Below are 14882 nucleotides of genomic sequence, written 5' to 3'. Positions count from 1 at the left end.
ATCGTTTCCGTCCTTCAAAGATCGGGACTGCACCCGTTAGGGCCGCAGCAACGCGGAGGGCCGCGACACAGCGTGATTTAGTACAGCGTGGGGAGCGCCACCCCGGACAAATCGGGGTCGATGCGACCAATTTGGGGTCGATCAATATCGTCGGCGTTTTTCGCAAGGACAGGCCGCAAGCCTGAGGAAATCGTGGCTGGTTTCGCGCAAAGGATCGGGGGGACACCACATAGCGAGGGACAGATTCGCAGCGCCTGCCAGCCCGAGATCGAGAAACTCTGTGGTGGTCAGGAGCGAAGAGCCGGCCGTTGCCTGCGAAGCCAGAAGCCACTCGGCAAGCTGATCCGAGCACCGAGGCAAGTCCAGGACCAGTTACGAGGCTTTCCTACTCGGCTTGCTGCCGGTCCGGTGGTCCCCTTGCTAAAACTCTTCACACTGCCCCGAGCACGCCGCCGGTTGCTCGGTCGATCTCTTCGAGATAGCGACGGCGCGCGAGCGACTCGGGCAAATAGCCGATCACCTTTCGGCTATCGGCGGATTCGACCACGGCCAGAAGATCCGCCTCCGCCTTGTCGAACACGGCCATCGCGGTCTTCACGTTCATTTCGGGCAGCAGCACGTCGTCGAAATAGCGCGCGAGCTCCACCACCTGGATGTCGTCCGCGATGGTATCGAGCTCGACGGAATAAAGTTCTGGAAGCAGCACCAGTCCGCAATATTCGTCGGCGTCGTTGACGACCACGATCGCCTGCAGCGAGCTCAAGGGGAACTCGCGGCGGCAGGCCGCGATGGTCGAGGTCGATGGCGCCTTGGCGACGTCGCTGCGCATCATCCGCTCCACCGACAGGTTGCGCAGCCAGCCGACGTCGTTGGCACTTCGGATAGTCTCCCCGCGCAGGTGCAGGCGCCAGGTCGAGAACGAATGGCCGAAACTGAAGCGGACGCAGATGCTGGTGACGATGCAGCCAGCCAGCACAACGGCGGTGACGTCGACGCTGCGTGTCAACTCCAGCACCAGGAACGACATCGTCAGCGGACCGCCGACGATGGCGACGCCGAGCGTCGCCATGCCCGTGAGCATGCCGACCAAGGGATCAATTCCGAGCTTCGGGCTCGCGAGGATCACCAGCGCGGCGAACAATTTTCCGAGCAGGCTGCCGACGAACAGCGAGGCGAAGAAGAGACCGCCGCGGAAGCCGGAGGCGAGCGAGATCATGCAGGCGGCAAGCTTCAGCACGATGATCGTCGCAATCAGGCCCGCCGCCATCTCGTGGTGCATATCGAGCACCATCGCCCCGTGGCCGGCGGCGAGCACCTGCGGCGTGACGATCGCCAGCGCGCCGACGCAAATTCCGCCGATCGCCGGCCTGATCCAGAGCGGAAGCCAGGATTGTGTGAACATGCGCTCGAACAGAACGGAGCTTCGCATCACCAGAATTCCGACACCACCGGCGATCAACGCCAGCACGATGAGGGCGAGGTATTGCTCGACGCTGACCGAGCCGACGCTCGGAACTTCCAGCAAATAGGGCGAGCCGCCGAACCATTGCGCGGCGAGCGCGCCCGACAGCGACGCGGCGAGAATGGGGGCTGCACTCGCCACCGAGTAGACGCCGACGATCAGCTCATAGGCATAGAACGCGCCGGTGATCGGGGCGCCGAACGCCGCCGCGATCGCGGCGGCCGCGCCGCAGCCGACGATCAGGCGGAGGTCGGTGCGCCGCAAATTGAGGAACTGGCCGAGCAGGGAGGCGACGCCCGAGCCGATCTGGGTGTAGCCCGCCTCGAGCCCGACCGACGCGCCGCAGCCGTTGGAGATCAGGGTCTGGCTCGAGACCACCACGCTGTCGCGGAGCGAGAGATGTCCGCCGCGCAGCGCGTTGGCCTCGATCGGGTCGACCGCGCTCGATATCTTCAGGCGCCGCCGCGACCACTCCATGATCCCAAGCGCGAGCCCTCCGACCACGGGGGCGCTCAGCGCCGCCCACGGGTTGATATGGTCATGGGCGCTGAGGCGGACGTCGATCGGGATCCCGTAGATCAGGACATGGGCGATCTGGGCGACCTCGCTCATCAGCGTGACAATGACACCCGCCATGAGGCCTACCAGGAGCGCCAGCGGGATCAGATAGAATTCGTTGCGACGCAAAAGCGCGCGCACCCGAACCAACATTTTGTTGGTTGCTCTTCGTAGGACAATGCGGCGGATCGCCAACACCATTCGGCTCTTGTAAGGTCCTACCAGAGAAAGCTCGGCGGACCGGATGTGCGATGCCCATCGGGCTTTAGGCTGCTCCGCGAATCTGGACAGGTCAATGAGAATCAGAATTGCCAGTTCTGGGTGCAATTGCTGATGGACCTACCAAGCTGGTACTCGACACTGGCCCCTGATGCCATACGGCAGAGCCAATAGCATCCTCCGCGAACTGCACGCTGCCGGGGAAGCAGTTGATCGGCCGGGTGATCGTTCTGACAGACGGTAAGGCAGGCGCCATCGTCGCCTCCGGGTCCGGTGATCGATCAACAGGTTGCTAGCCAGCCCGAGCCGCCAAGGAGATCCTTCGCCACCTGGCCCATTAGCTCGCGGGCGAAGGACTTGAGGCCCGCCATGGCTGCCGCGTCCTCGGCGACACAAACGGAAGTGATGACGGCCGCTCTCGCTCCGCGAGGGCACGGCCGACGACGTCCTCGGTCTGCGGCCCGAACAGCCGCGCCTTGTCCGTGTCGTCGCCCCCCCTCGCGATGGAGATAATTGAGGTGGGCGACGAACGGCGCGGCGCGGGCGATGTGACGGATGACGCGGGTCTTGATCACGACGAGGCACGAGCGCCCCGTCAACAGGTGGTTGGCCGGCACGCTGGCGATCCGGCCGCGCCCGAGGCGTGACCGGTTGCCCGTAATAATGCGGTCCGAACGGGGCACCTGCCCGCCAACCCTCTGCGCCGCCGCGATCGCCTGCGCAATAAAGCGCCGCGCCCGCTGCGAAGTGGATGAGCAGATGCCGCCGGGCCGGATGCGAAACTCACGATCCTCAGCCGCCGCCAACCTCGGCAATGTTTATTAGATCGCGGAGTGTCAGTGACTTGCGTGCAGCGCGCACATTGTTGCCCAGGCAAGCACCTTGCGCGGCAGGCGGAAAACTCCAAACAACACAACGAACCGACCGCGGCGCACATTGCGCCCTTTTATCTCGCCATCGCTCGGTCGTCTTTAAGCGTCCGGTCCCTGCACAACTCTTCCACAGTGTGTTCTCGTTCCATTTCGGGTTCTTTGCTGCAGTGGAGGATGTCAGACGGCGCTTCGCCGTTCGTGGGCAAAGGCCAACACCCACGCACGTTGAGAGCCGGTACCGCAGCGACCAGTGCTTTCGATGGCAACGTTTGAGCGTGGGTGTGCCATCTGATGAGTCCGGAAGACTTACGCAAACATGCGGAAAAGCTCCGGAATTTGTACCAAGCAACGGCAGAACGTCAGCGCAAGAAGCGGCAGCCGAAGCGACGCAAGAGGTCACGCGCTATCGCCATAGCGTGCGCACGAACTGCGGTCCGATCGCGCTTCGAGCGTTCTGGAGCATGCATGTCGAGGCGACGAACTGGAGCTGCATCGGGCATGCCAAGCATGCCGCGGCGCTCGGCCTTTCGCCCGATTCGTTGCGGATCTGGCGCGATCGTCTCGAAGACTCCGACGACGAGACGGAGTGGCGATTGTTGCTTCATCCGAGTGCCTGGGCTCAAACAAGCAGCGCTGCCAGTTGCGCGCCATGCAAATGCCGCTTGACGCCGGAAGCGGTGGACGGGCGGTCGAGGCGGCGTCGGTTCAGCAACGGGCAGAAGCGGGTGATCGTGCGGGAGACGGAGAAACCCCGCGTCAGCGTGGCGCAGGTTTGCTGCCGCCATGGCGTCGCCACCAGCATGGTGGTCCGCCGGCGGGTCAAGTTCGGCCTGACCGTTCGCAAGGCACCGCAACTCGCGATGGTTACGCTCGCCGACAGCGCGGCCAATGAGCTCCCAGCGCTCGCTATCTTGCGCGATCTGGTGCAGCCGCCGGACGGCACGGTCGCGATCGAGTTGGCCGATGGACCGCGTGTCTTTGCGCCGGCCGGCAGCACTCCGGCCGCGGTGATGCGGCAGCTCGCCGCCGGCTGCGACGCCGTTTCTTCGCAAGAGCAGACCGCTGCAGAGCCTCAAAGCGAAGAGCAGCGGCACAACAGCCCAAACGCGCGCATCTCGACGGAGCCAAGCATGCCGTCGTGCTCGCGCCCTTCCAGGGTAAAGCTGCTGCACGCCGGTGGAGTGGCCGCCCTGGACCACTACCGCGCTCGCCGGCCCCGTAAATATTGGTCTGGAGGGAGGAATGGTCCCGCAATCTCGCGGCCATCCAGCGCATCATCGGACTGCCAGTTTATGAGAGAAAGTTCGCGCTCGCCGACCACGCGACAGCCATCCCATTTGAGCAACGGCCGGCTGCGCCCTAAGCGTTGCCTCTGCGTCAGACGGACGGTTCGGCTGCGCAGGTCGTGCGTTTTCCAGGCACGATCCGGGATAAGCTTCTCAGCGAACCGCGCTTCTGTGATGGCGCGATATGTGCTGCCGGCACTCTGCATCGCGCGCGCAAGGAGCCGCGCTCAACCGCTCGCGTCGCTGATAACTCGTAAACGGATGGACCTGGCGCACGCCCGTGCATGCCGCGCCAAGGTCGTCGGGCCGCGCACGCCCACGCGTCACATTCGCCGTCGAACGCCAACTTGACTACTTAATGAGCGTCACGGCTGGGTGATTCTCTTGACCAGACACGGTGATCAACTGCGCCGATGCGCAGCACTACCTGGCAGCCGTCGCCTCCGCGGCGGACCTGGCCAGCCGCGAGATCGAGCAACGGACGAGACTCTGAGCCACTCCGGACGAGGGACGCGGTCACCGCGACCGGCACGGTAGTTGGCAGCCCATCGAGCGCCCAAAAGATCGTCCGTTGCTTGAACAATCTCTCCGGGCCATGGGCGAAAGCAGATACCGCGTCTCCTCCTGAATACGGATGTCACTTCGCCACCTGGGCTGCCGCCGACCATCGCTTCATAGTCGCGCCGATGTCCGCGTTACGACGAAGACATTCCCGAGCGATGTCGGAGATCTCAGCGTCCTGAAGGCGCTAGCAGAATTCCAGCAGCCGTCAGTCGAACCCAGGTATGGCTTCCACCCGCATGCACGCAATCCAACAAGGATTGCGGTGCAACAATTGTGAACGAGCGAGTTGTAGGACGCCCCTGGTCTGGCACCACGTGGTGCTTCTCGATGACCATGTTTTTGGCGGGAAAGGATGATTTCCAAGCCGGCGCGTTGGTCGACAAACTCTTCTAACTTGCCTCCGCGCCGCGCAAGAGACGGCCCTCCTCGGTCATCCACTTCGCGCGCGCAAGGTGACTCTGGTATGCGTTGCGCGCGCGGTCAGGGTCAACCTCGGGGTCGATATGCAACACGATTCGAACGACTTCCCTCCAGTCGGCGCCTTCACTTTCGGCCTGCAGCAGACGCAAATACGTGATGGCATGCTGATGGTCATAGGATGTTGCGGTTTGATCGCTGGGTGCAGCGTCCGCTACATCGGGGTTGAGCGGCGGTTTGGACATCGGAGGCTACGCCTTACGAGGAAGAGACATGGGATGTGCGGTGTTCAAATAAGCATCTTTGGCATGCCGCGTGCTCTCGACTTCGTTGAAAGTGCATTTTCTGACTCGGGAACTCGGGCAGCCTAGTTACCTCTGCGATTAGGTCTAAAATACACCTAGTTGCATCTATAATTACCCTATTACTGGCGAATTTGCTAGAGCTGGCAATGGTGATCTGCATGATCACCGCAAGACAGATTAGGGCGGCCAGAGCCCTTCTAGGTTGGACCCAGCAGGACTTGGCAGACAAGGCGATCGTTGCCATTAACGCGATCGCACGGATTGAGAGGGGAAGTTCGGACCCTCGTGCGAGCACCACCAATGCAATCGAGGCTGCTCTTAGGAAAGCCGGGATTGAATTTATTTCCGCTGACTTAAAAGGCGAAGGGGTCCGACTTAGAAGTCCCAAGCTCTAATTTACTCTTGGTATCAGAAGGAGCCGACGGTCTTCGCCGCTTGGCTGCTCGATTTAAGGACGAGCATCATTGCGCAGTTACTGTCACGAACTGATGGAAGGAAAATGCTCTTTTCGCTTCCTTCAGAGCGCGCAAGAAGCGCAAAAAGCCCCGCCTCCGGGGAGGCGGGGCCGAAGATCCGTAAGGGATCAGTCGCCGCTGCGGCGCGACCAGATCAGGGTGAAGCCCTCGTCGCCGTCGACCTTCACCAGCGAGGCGTAGATCGGGGCCGGAAAGCTCGGGTCGTCGAGCTTGACCGAGAGGTATTCGCGATCGCTGTCGCGGGCGGTCTTCTTCCAGGCGGCGCCGAACTCGGTCACACCGGCGAAGATGCGGTAGTCGGGCGCCTTGTCGTTGTCCTTCTCGGATGCGGCGAACCGCGCCTTGATGTTCAGCGTCAGCGTCTTGATCGAGCCGACGTAGCCGTTGTCCGAAGCGGTGAAGGTGCCGATGGTAGCCATGATGGTCTCCGTTTGCTGCTCGGGCCGCGCCCATCGCAGCCTCGATGGCGATCCTTGGCCCGGGGAGCGATCGGCCCGCAGCCTTTTGGGCCCGCAGCGCAGCGGAGGACGGCGACAAGCCTGCTTTTTTGTCTCCCCGCGAGGAATGCCGCCACTTCGCGGCAGGGGAAAAAAGCAGGCGCAGCCGTTGCGGCAAGGCGATCGAGGCCTTGGCCGCCCCTCGGGCCTGATCAGCCCATTCGAGGTTGCGTTGGACGCGCCATGAACGAACCGACGGAGACCACCGTGGCGGCCGACACCAGCGCAGTACAAGGACTTGAGCCAAATCGATCGGGCACATGCTGACATTTGGTGTATCAACAGCTAGGAGGCGTATCCCTCGCAGTCCCGCGTGCCGAGGCGAAGCTACGTCTGGAGCGATGCGACAGACCGCAATCTCAATGCTCCAGGCATTACACGAGCAGCGCGTTCGGCCTTCTCGCTCGATGCTGAATGACGAGCACGACATAACGATCCCTTGGCGGCCGCAGACGGCGTAGATCAAGGTGATTAAGGTCTCGATCATGACGGGGCCTCCAAGCAGCGGTCGCCGCCGCGTACGCAAACTAAATCGGCCGCGCGCCGGTCAGGCGCGGCCGAAATTTTGGCACTTGCCGGGGGACGCTCGCGCGGCTCCGCTACGTAGTCCGGTCATGTCTGCTTCGAGACGCCGCGGCTCAGGCCGCGGCGGAATTTTCTGTCTGCAACGCGTGAAGATAATCCGCCGCGCGCTGCGCATGCGATGAGGCGGTGAAGATGGCGCGCTTGTCGTTCTTCAGGACCTTGATCCAGGACGCTATATAGGCGGCGTGGTCCTCCCTCACCTCCGGCGTGAGGCCGAGATCGGCAGACAGGAAGGCCGCACCCAGTTCGGCGACCAGTTCTTCCACCGCATAGCCTTCATCCCCAAAACGTTTGCGGCCGAAGTCACGATTCAACCGGCTTTCATGGCGTGTCCAGTGCGTGCATTCATGCGCAAGCGTTGCGTAGTAGCTGATCGCATCGCGGAAGAAGTCGATGCAGGGCATATGAATGTTGTCGGTCGAGGGAACATAGCAGGCGCGACTGCCGCCATGGACGATATTGGCTCCGGTTGCCGCAAAGAACGCGTCGGCATGGGTGGTGCGCTGAATGGGGGCGGTCGGCTGGTCTGGCTGGCCGTAGTAGTGCGACGGAAGCCCGTCGATCTGCTCGACATTGAAGACCGTGTAGCCCTTCATGAAGGGGATCGCGCGTTCGGCCTCGTCGCCTGTTTCGGAATTGGTCTCTTTGCGAACGATCCTGTCGGCATAAACGACAAGCGTCCCGGTCTCCCCTTTGCGGACTTTGCCGTCAAGCGTGCTGGCCTGCTTGCAAGTCATCCAGATGGGTGCGGTGTAACCGTTCGCGACGGCCGCCGACCACAGCATGAGAATGTTGATGCCATTGTAAGGAATGCCGTTGCCGCGCAGAGGTCGCGAGATGCGCCCCGTGCCATGTTCCGCTTTCCATCGTTGATGCCAAGGCCTTACGCCTTGCTCCAGCTTCTGAACGATCTGATCCGTGATCTTCTGGTAAACGTCGGCTTTCATGAGCTTCTCCTAGTTTGCCGGTTGCGCATGCAACCGGAACTAGGCCAGCGCCAATGAGCGGGGGGTTGGCCGTTACAGGCCGGAAAACGAGCGGGGCTGGTGCGGGCCGGAGCCAAGCGAAGCGAGGTGACTACACGGCCCCCGTTTTCCGCCCCCATTCTTCATGGGGGCTTGGCCTTGACGGCCTGGGGGCCGCAGGCCCCAGAACATACCTACGAGCGTGGTCGGGCCTCGCGGGCAACGTCTGAAAATGAGAACGCGCTAGGTGATGTCGTACCAGACCACCGGCTTCAAAAGCATGGCGGTCGCGCCGAGCGAGCCTAGCTTTCTCGGAAAGCTATGGAAGTAATCGACAAGAGTCTGCTCGCAAGCGCAAGGCTCCCGCAGATAGGAGCAAAGCTCAAGAATGCACGACAGCCACAACCGCGAGCCGCATTGGCCCCGTACCGCCTCGAAGCTTCGTGCCGCCGCTTACTGCAGCGTAAGGCCGTAAGCTGGCGGAGCGCGTCAACGACGCGCCCCCTCTTCTATTCGTTACCGCTGATGTCCGAGCCCGATCCCGAGATGTAGCGCCTTCTGGCGCAGCGCGCCGACAGTGCGCTTGGTGATCTTGGCTATTTTAACGACCGGAGTGCGTGCCTTCGAGTGCGCCTTCAATTCCTTGACATCGGCCTTGGTCCATTCGCGACGCTTGGCACGTTTCTTTGTTGCTTTCTTCGCCATGACAGCTCCTTAGATTTAGGAGCGGCTTGTAACACAGCTTCTTAGCGAAACAATGTCTGGTCATCGGCATTCAAGATGGATCATCGTTGAGCGTCCAACTTTTCCTGTCTGGCGCCCCTCTCGCCGACAGGTAGCGCCCATTGCTCATTAAGCAGCCAACAAAACGGATGTCCGCAGACGGTTTGCTCTCGACAACGTCCTCAGACTTTCGCGATGTGTGCAGGGATGCAAATTCTTCGTCCGAGATTTCGCAGTCGGGGTATTTCTCGCGGTCGAAGAACGCCACTCCAGCTTCGACGAAGTCGACCGCAGTATGGCCCCGACCTTCGGACAGGATGGCAGGTAAGACTCCTTGATGGATGAGTCGACGTGCGGCCGATTAGCTATTCGACACGCTCGAAAGCTATGGCGTGTTTGTCACTCGGGGCGGCGAACTTGACAACTGGCTGACTAGTTTGACGGTCGCTGGCAAGAAGACGATCCGTGGGCAGCTCGGCACGTTCCTTGAAAGATCCGTCGGATCCGACCGGGCGCCTGAGCACGACGCCAGGCTTTTCCATGGTTGCGGCGATGACGTCCGGATCCTCGCTTTCCTTCGCCGCGCCCTGATGAAAGAGATTGCTGTCTGCGCCCCACGCTTCCAGAGCCGCTTTCATGGAAGGAGCGGCTATCGCCAGATCGAAGAAGCCCAGCGAAGTCTGGTAGGTTCTCAGTTTTCTGGCCATCGGTCTGATCAGACCTTCCCGTTCGATAGTTAACGTCGCGCACCCTGCGATATGCCGCGGCGTCTGACGGAACATGCCATGGCTTTCAGCGTTCCCTCATTCTTGAAGGACGTCCGTGCCTTACGCAACACGCGCTGAAGGATTGGCCATTGAATGAGCCGGACGTCGACCCTGCCCAAACGCCTACAGCCGATGCTCGCTACGCTCACCGACGCGCCGTTCGATGACCGCGGCTGGGTTTTCGAGGATAAGTACGATGGCTTCCGGATGATTGCGGAAATTCGGCGGGGCAAGGTTGCGCTCTACAGCCGCAACGGCAAGATCATCAGCCGCAGCTATATTGAGGTCGCCAACGCGCTGGAGGGCGTGAAGGGCGACGCCGTGATCGATGGCGAGCTCGTGGCGATCGGAAAGGACGGCGTTTCGCATTTCCAGCTGCTGCAGAACGCGCTGCGCCATGAAGCGAAGCTCCTGTATTGCGCCTTCGATCTCATGTTTCAGAACGCAATTGACTTGCGCAAACGGCCTCTTCTCGAGCGCAAGGAGCGGCTGAAAGCGATCCTGCCGAGCCACCGGTTGATCGCCTTCAGCCGTCACCGCAAAGCGAACGGCACGAAATTCTTCGCCGAGGCCGAGCGGAAAGGTCTGGAAGGCGTCATGGCGAAGCGCGCCGACAGCGCCTATGCGTCCGGAAGCCGGACGGCGGATTGGCTGAAGATCAAGACAGCAAAGCGGCAGGAAGTGGTGATCGCGGGATTCACAGCGCCTAAGCGCACCAGGCCGTTCTTCGGCGCCCTGGTCCTCGCCGTGCGGGAAGACGAAACATGGCGCTATATCGGACATGTCGGCACTGGCTTCAGCCACAAGGTCCTGGAAGACCTCCATGCCAAGCTCGTGAAGCTGACGACCCCTAAATCACCCTTCCCTGCCAAAGTGAAGGACGAGGCCGCCACGACCTGGGTCAGGCCCTCGTTGGTTGCCGAGGTCAAATTCGCGGAGTGGACGAGCAAGGGCGAACTGCGCCAGCCCGTCTATCTCGGGCTCAGGTCCGACAAGCGGGCGAAGGAGGTCGTGCGCGAGCGAGAACGTCCGCGCAAATAGCGCTTCCCCCCGGGGGCGTAACCCGGCAAACGGAAGGATTGACGCACTCGCCTCCTCCGGCCCTCCGCGGTGGCACTCAGTCGCCTTCAAGGTCGTGGATTTCCGGTCGCATGCCGTCAGGCGTGAGTTCGAGCGTCGCAAACGTGATCGGCAGCTTGAAACGCCGAGGTCCCGCGCTGCCGGGATTCAGGTAGAGAATGCCACCGACCGTGTCGATCTTCGGCACGTGGGAATGCCCGGAGACGATGACGTCGATGCCGCCACCGGGATCGGCCTTCAGCGTCTTCAAGTCGTGCAGAACGTAGATCGACTTTCCCGCCAGGCGCACAAGGTTCGTGTCGGGGTAGTCGCGAGCCCACTCGCCACTGTCCACGTTTCCACGAATGGCCGTGACGGGCGCGATCCGGCGAAGCGCGTCGACGATCTCGGGGCGCCCGATGTCCCCGGCATGGATGATGTGATCGACGCCCGTCAGGCCTCGTTCCGCCTCGGGCCTCAACAGGCCGTGCGTGTCCGAAATTATTCCAATCCGGAAGCTCATTTCCCGGCGCTCTCAACTGCGATTGCCAAAAGACGATCGAGAAACTCTACCTGAGCGGACAGCATCTTGGTCCGCGCGAGCTCGATATCAAACCATTCCGCTCGGTCGACTTCGGGAAAGCTCTGCCGTCGACCGCTTCGGGGCGGCCATTCGATATCGAAGCTATTGCTGGTCAGCGCCCCCGGGTCAAAGTGGCCCTTGCCGGCGAACGCGATGACGCGCTTCCCTCCTCGCTGTCGGACTTCCCCCAGCGCCTGGAGTAGACCAATCGAAGCGCTCGGGCCGAGTTCTTCGGCAAATTCGCGTCGAGCGACGTTCTCCGGAGCATCATTGGCATCGATTTCGCCCTTAGGAATGGACCAGGCGCCATCATCCTTCTTACGCCAGAACGGACCGCCGGGATGAACGAGCAGTACCTCGAGCCCACGAACGCCCTTGCGGTATGCGAGAATCCCCGCGCTCAAGGTCGATCTGGAAGTCTTTTTCACCGCAGCCATATCGCTCCTACTTTGCAGAGCAATCGAGAGCCGGCGAGCCGTCGTCCCGCCATACCGGACCGCGCTCGCCCAGCGCCTGCTTAGCCTCGTCCACGGTCCTATGCACCGTTACTTCGGCTCGGTCGCCTTCCTGGCGCGCGCACCGACCCGCCGGGCCGCCGTTAGACGGCAGACGAGATGATCTCGCGTGACGTCGTCGAGATCGGATTTTTCATTCGCCAGAGCCTGCCGCGGACGACGAAGGAGTGGCCGTCCGGCGTCACCGGATGCTTCACGTCACCTAAGCCGACTTCCGCTGCGGCTTGGCCGCCGGCTTCTTCGCCGCGGTCTCCTTCGCCGGCTTCTTGCCTGCGATCGGCATCAGCATTTCCTTCTGCCCAGCCGCCGCCTTGCGCGGCTTTTTTCCTGATTTCTTGGGTGCCGCTGGACCTGCCGCGCCCTCTCTTCCGATGCTCTTGCGCAGCGCGTCCATCAGGTCCACGACGTTCTCACCTCGAGGACGCGCTTTCGCGGTGATGGGCTTGCCCGCGCGCTTCTGGTTGATCAGATCAATAAGCGCAGTCTCGTACTGGTCTTCGAACTTGTCCGGCTCGAAATGCCCTGCCTTCTGATTGACGATGTGCTTTGCGAGATCGAGCATGTCCTTGGTGACTTTGACATCCTGGATATCGTCGAAATACTCTTCCGCGGGCCGGACTTCGTAGGGATAGCGCAGCAGGGTCCCCATAAGCCCCTTGTCCAGCGGCTCCAGCGCGATGATGTGCTCGCGATTGGTCAGCACCACGCGACCGATCGCGACCTTGTTCATTTCGCGGATGGTTTCGCGGATAACCGCGAAAGCGTCGTGCCCGACTTTGCCATCTGGAGTCAGATAGTAAGGGCGGATCAGATAGCGCGGGTCGATCTCGCTGCGGTCGACGAACTCGTCGATCTCGATCGTTCGCGTCGATTCCAGCGCAACGTTCTCCAGCTCCTCTTTCGTCACCTCGATGAATGTGTCGGTGTCGACCTTGTAGCCCTTGACGATGTCCTCGTTGTCGACCTCCTCGCCGGTATCGGCGTCCACCTTGGCGTATTTGATGCGGTGGCCGGTCTTTCGGTTGAGCTGGTTGAACGAGACCTTTTCGGATTCCGAGGTGGCCGGATAGAGCGCGACCGGACAGGTGACGAGGGAAAGACGCAGGAAGCCTTTCCAGTTAGCGCGGGGGGCCATCGGGGGAACTCCATTACTGATGCCGGATTCAAGACGATCCACCAGCCTTGGTTCCGACATCACATCCTTCGCGCCAGGATGATTTTTTCTCAGTGGCTGGCCGGAGCGGGACTCGACATTTGTTCTTGTTATGTTCTAATTGGGGCATGACCGACCGACCCGCGAGCTGGCGCACGCCGACCCCGAAGCAGATGGAAAAGCTGGCAGCCCAGGCCGCCCGCAGGCCGACACCTTCCGCTGCGGCTCTGGATGCACCGCTTCCGGCCGAATACTGGGACTCGGTGCTCAAAGATCCTCGCGCCGGCGCGACCGCAAGCGAGAGCCGGCAACGACGCCTTTCCGACATTCAGCGCCACGTCCTCCGCGTGACCTGCCGCCGCTGCGAGCGAATAGTCGAAATCCAGACCGCCGATGCCGTCCGCTTGTATGGCGATAACGCAGTCTGGAAGGACGTCGCGCGGCGGCTGCTCGACAACACTTGCCAGCAGCGCACCGGCAGGCATGAAGAAGACGGGTGCTGGCCAGCTTTCGAGACGCCGTAGTCGCTCTGGATTTGCCGATCCGATCTCGTTGCGCCTGGATGTCCGGATGGCCCCGAAGTATCACCCTACGCCCCTGTCGGGAGGCGATCGCAAGGCTCTGGCGAAAGAGCTCGGCAAGGCACGCGCGATGGCTAACATCCTGGCGACCCAATCGGCGGAGATGCGAGCCAAAGGCGAGGCGATGATCCAGCAAGCCGACAGGCTGCTTTGCGAAAGCTGGAACGAACGGATGTGGAGTGACGGCGAGCCGATCGATCCGTCGCCGACCATCGATCAGGCTGCGAACGGAGGCTTCCCCTGGCTCGAGATCAGGTGCGCGCGCTGCAAGACGCCGAGCGATGTCGACCTCGCGGCGATGAAGCACCCGCCGACCACCTTCGTGCACGATCTCGCCAGCCGGCTGCGCTGCCGCAAATGCGCCAAGGCCGGCCGGCGTCCATCCGCGACTCTGCTACAGTTGACGTGGCAGCCGCGCCACCCTCCAACCGAATCCTGACCGATGTGCAATCTTTATTCGATCACGACCAACCAAGCTGCGATCAGCGCGCTGTTCCGCGTCGTGAACCGATACGTTGGAAATCTGGCGCCGCTGCCGGGGGTTTTTCCCGACTACAACGCACCGATCGTGCGGAACGGAGCCGAGGGCCGCGAACTCTCTACGGCGCGATGGGGGATGCCGTCGTCATCAAAAGCGCTGATGGACGCCACGAAGAAACGAGCGGAAAAGCTGCAGGCCAAAGGCAAGACGGTGGATTTCAAGGAATTGCTCAGAATGGAGCCGGACGGCGGGACGACCAACATCCGCAATGTGAAGGGCAAACACTGGGACCGTTGGCTCGGCCCCGAGCATCGCTGCATAGTGCCGCTCAACTCGTTCAGTGAGTTCAACAAGTCTGAGGGCGGTGATATCTGGTTCGCGTTCGACGAGGATCGTCCCCTCGCCTGCTTCGCCGGCATCTGGACCAAAACGACCTATACGCGTTCCTCACGACAGAGCCGAACGCCGAGGTCGGTGCCATCCACCCGAAGGCAATGCCGGTTATCCTGACGACGCCGGACGAGGTCGAGGCCTGGATGACGGCACCTCCGGACGAGGCCCTGAAGCTGCAGCGGCCGCTTCCGGACCAGACGCTCCGGATCGTTGCCCGCGGTATCAAGGAAGACCCGCCCGGGCCGGCGGCGTGACGGGCAAGCGCCGCCCATCAGCGGCAAGATCATCCATGTTGACTTGGTCGCCTTATGCTGCAGCGCTGCGCAGGTTACAATCCTTTCAGCAGCAACCTACGAATCGCCGAGATTGGCTCATGAGCACGTTGCAGCAGACGATCGCAGACAAGTTCCTCGCGAATTTG

Annotated in this window: 13 protein-coding genes and 2 pseudogenes; 6 read left to right on the top strand and 9 right to left on the bottom strand. The window is 61.9% G+C overall.

What is annotated here, in order from left to right; translation table 11 throughout:
- Positions 1–430 precede the first annotated feature (430 nt).
- Complete coding sequence (locus J2R80_RS13430; protein WP_253638705.1) at positions 431–2221, bottom strand: chloride channel protein; 1791 nt, start codon at positions 2219–2221, stop codon at positions 431–433.
- Between the two features lie 1351 nt (positions 2222–3572).
- Here J2R80_RS13430 and J2R80_RS43435 point away from each other — a divergent pair.
- Positions 3573–4748, top strand: coding sequence for a transposase (locus J2R80_RS43435; protein ID WP_309143753.1), 1176 nt, complete (start codon positions 3573–3575; stop codon positions 4746–4748).
- 602 nt (positions 4749–5350) lie between these two features.
- Here J2R80_RS43435 and J2R80_RS13410 read toward each other — a convergent pair.
- Positions 5351–5623, bottom strand: a complete 273-nt coding sequence (locus J2R80_RS13410; protein ID WP_076830883.1) for a DUF2285 domain-containing protein — start codon at positions 5621–5623, stop codon at positions 5351–5353.
- 218 nt (positions 5624–5841) lie between these two features.
- Between J2R80_RS13410 and J2R80_RS13405 the strand changes: the two genes are divergently transcribed.
- Complete coding sequence (locus J2R80_RS13405; RefSeq protein ID WP_076830916.1) at positions 5842–6078, top strand: helix-turn-helix domain-containing protein; 237 nt, start codon at positions 5842–5844, stop codon at positions 6076–6078.
- A 188-nt stretch (positions 6079–6266) separates the two neighbouring features.
- On the opposite strand, the gene J2R80_RS13400 is transcribed toward J2R80_RS13405, so the two are convergent.
- The 4 genes and pseudogenes from J2R80_RS13400 to J2R80_RS13385 form a co-directional block, all read right to left on the bottom strand.
- On the bottom strand, positions 6267–6578 hold the full coding sequence (locus J2R80_RS13400; RefSeq protein WP_253638704.1) for a DUF736 domain-containing protein: 312 nt from the start codon (positions 6576–6578) through the stop codon (positions 6267–6269).
- Positions 6579–7294: 716 nt separating this feature from the next.
- Positions 7295–8188, bottom strand: a complete 894-nt coding sequence (locus J2R80_RS13395) for an ArdC family protein (RefSeq protein WP_253638703.1) — start codon at positions 8186–8188, stop codon at positions 7295–7297.
- Positions 8189–8722: 534 nt separating this feature from the next.
- Complete coding sequence (locus J2R80_RS13390) at positions 8723–8911, bottom strand: hypothetical protein (RefSeq protein WP_076830891.1); 189 nt, start codon at positions 8909–8911, stop codon at positions 8723–8725.
- Between the two features lie 479 nt (positions 8912–9390).
- A pseudogene (locus J2R80_RS13385) lies at positions 9391–9636 on the bottom strand (cell envelope biogenesis protein TolA); the annotation flags it as partial.
- A gap of 153 nt (positions 9637–9789) precedes the next feature.
- Between J2R80_RS13385 and ligD the strand changes: the two are divergent.
- On the top strand, positions 9790–10737 hold the full coding sequence (ligD, locus tag J2R80_RS13380; RefSeq protein WP_253638702.1) for a non-homologous end-joining DNA ligase: 948 nt from the start codon (positions 9790–9792) through the stop codon (positions 10735–10737).
- 76 nt (positions 10738–10813) lie between these two features.
- On the opposite strand, the gene J2R80_RS13375 is transcribed toward ligD, so the two are convergent.
- The 3 genes from J2R80_RS13375 to J2R80_RS13365 all read right to left on the bottom strand — a co-directional run bounded on the left by J2R80_RS13375 (position 10814) and on the right by J2R80_RS13365 (position 12988).
- Positions 10814–11278, bottom strand: a complete 465-nt coding sequence (locus J2R80_RS13375) for a metallophosphoesterase family protein (protein ID WP_253638701.1) — start codon at positions 11276–11278, stop codon at positions 10814–10816.
- Positions 11275–11775, bottom strand: coding sequence for an NUDIX domain-containing protein (locus J2R80_RS13370; protein WP_253638700.1), 501 nt, complete (start codon positions 11773–11775; stop codon positions 11275–11277). Before J2R80_RS13370 ends, J2R80_RS13375 begins: the two co-directional genes overlap by 4 nt.
- Positions 11776–12055: 280 nt before the next feature.
- Positions 12056–12988, bottom strand: coding sequence for a Ku protein (locus J2R80_RS13365; protein WP_253638699.1), 933 nt, complete (start codon positions 12986–12988; stop codon positions 12056–12058).
- A gap of 146 nt (positions 12989–13134) precedes the next feature.
- Here J2R80_RS13365 and J2R80_RS13360 point away from each other — a divergent pair, with 146 nt between their 5' ends.
- The 3 genes and pseudogenes from J2R80_RS13360 to J2R80_RS13350 all read left to right on the top strand — a co-directional run bounded on the left by J2R80_RS13360 (position 13135) and on the right by J2R80_RS13350 (position 14715).
- The gene (locus J2R80_RS13360) at positions 13135–13530 is read left to right on the top strand and encodes a hypothetical protein (protein ID WP_253638698.1); all 396 of its coding nucleotides are present in this window, start codon (positions 13135–13137) and stop codon (positions 13528–13530) included.
- Between the two features lie 46 nt (positions 13531–13576).
- Complete coding sequence (locus tag J2R80_RS13355) at positions 13577–14026, top strand: hypothetical protein (RefSeq protein ID WP_253638697.1); 450 nt, start codon at positions 13577–13579, stop codon at positions 14024–14026.
- Between the two features lie 3 nt (positions 14027–14029).
- Positions 14030–14715, top strand: a pseudogene (locus J2R80_RS13350) (SOS response-associated peptidase).
- Positions 14716–14882: the final 167 nt, after the last annotated feature.

It is taken from the genome of Bradyrhizobium sp. USDA 4541, from assembly GCF_024171085.1.
GTDB lineage: Bacteria > Pseudomonadota > Alphaproteobacteria > Rhizobiales > Xanthobacteraceae > Bradyrhizobium > Bradyrhizobium australafricanum.
The sequence above is the reverse complement of the archived record's forward strand: the minus strand, read 5'-3'. Positions and strand labels throughout refer to the sequence as shown.

Bases quoted from the DNA above. Each gene is read 5' to 3' on its own strand.
- J2R80_RS13430 (WP_253638705.1), bottom strand. From the start codon at position 2,221: ATGGTGTTGGCGATCCGCCGCATTGTCCTACGAAGAGCAACCAACAAA.
- J2R80_RS43435 (WP_309143753.1), top strand. From the start codon at position 3,573: ATGCATGTCGAGGCGACGAACTGGAGCTGCATCGGGCATGCCAAGCAT.
- J2R80_RS13410 (WP_076830883.1), bottom strand. From the start codon at position 5,623: ATGTCCAAACCGCCGCTCAACCCCGATGTAGCGGACGCTGCACCCAGC.
- J2R80_RS13405 (WP_076830916.1), top strand. From the start codon at position 5,842: ATGATCACCGCAAGACAGATTAGGGCGGCCAGAGCCCTTCTAGGTTGG.
- J2R80_RS13400 (WP_253638704.1), bottom strand. From the start codon at position 6,578: ATGGCTACCATCGGCACCTTCACCGCTTCGGACAACGGCTACGTCGGC.
- J2R80_RS13395 (WP_253638703.1), bottom strand. From the start codon at position 8,188: ATGAAAGCCGACGTTTACCAGAAGATCACGGATCAGATCGTTCAGAAG.
- J2R80_RS13390 (WP_076830891.1), bottom strand. From the start codon at position 8,911: ATGGCGAAGAAAGCAACAAAGAAACGTGCCAAGCGTCGCGAATGGACC.
- ligD (WP_253638702.1), top strand. From the start codon at position 9,790: ATGAGCCGGACGTCGACCCTGCCCAAACGCCTACAGCCGATGCTCGCT.
- J2R80_RS13375 (WP_253638701.1), bottom strand. From the start codon at position 11,278: ATGAGCTTCCGGATTGGAATAATTTCGGACACGCACGGCCTGTTGAGG.
- J2R80_RS13370 (WP_253638700.1), bottom strand. From the start codon at position 11,775: ATGGCTGCGGTGAAAAAGACTTCCAGATCGACCTTGAGCGCGGGGATT.
- J2R80_RS13365 (WP_253638699.1), bottom strand. From the start codon at position 12,988: ATGGCCCCCCGCGCTAACTGGAAAGGCTTCCTGCGTCTTTCCCTCGTC.
- J2R80_RS13360 (WP_253638698.1), top strand. From the start codon at position 13,135: ATGACCGACCGACCCGCGAGCTGGCGCACGCCGACCCCGAAGCAGATG.
- J2R80_RS13355 (WP_253638697.1), top strand. From the start codon at position 13,577: ATGGCCCCGAAGTATCACCCTACGCCCCTGTCGGGAGGCGATCGCAAG.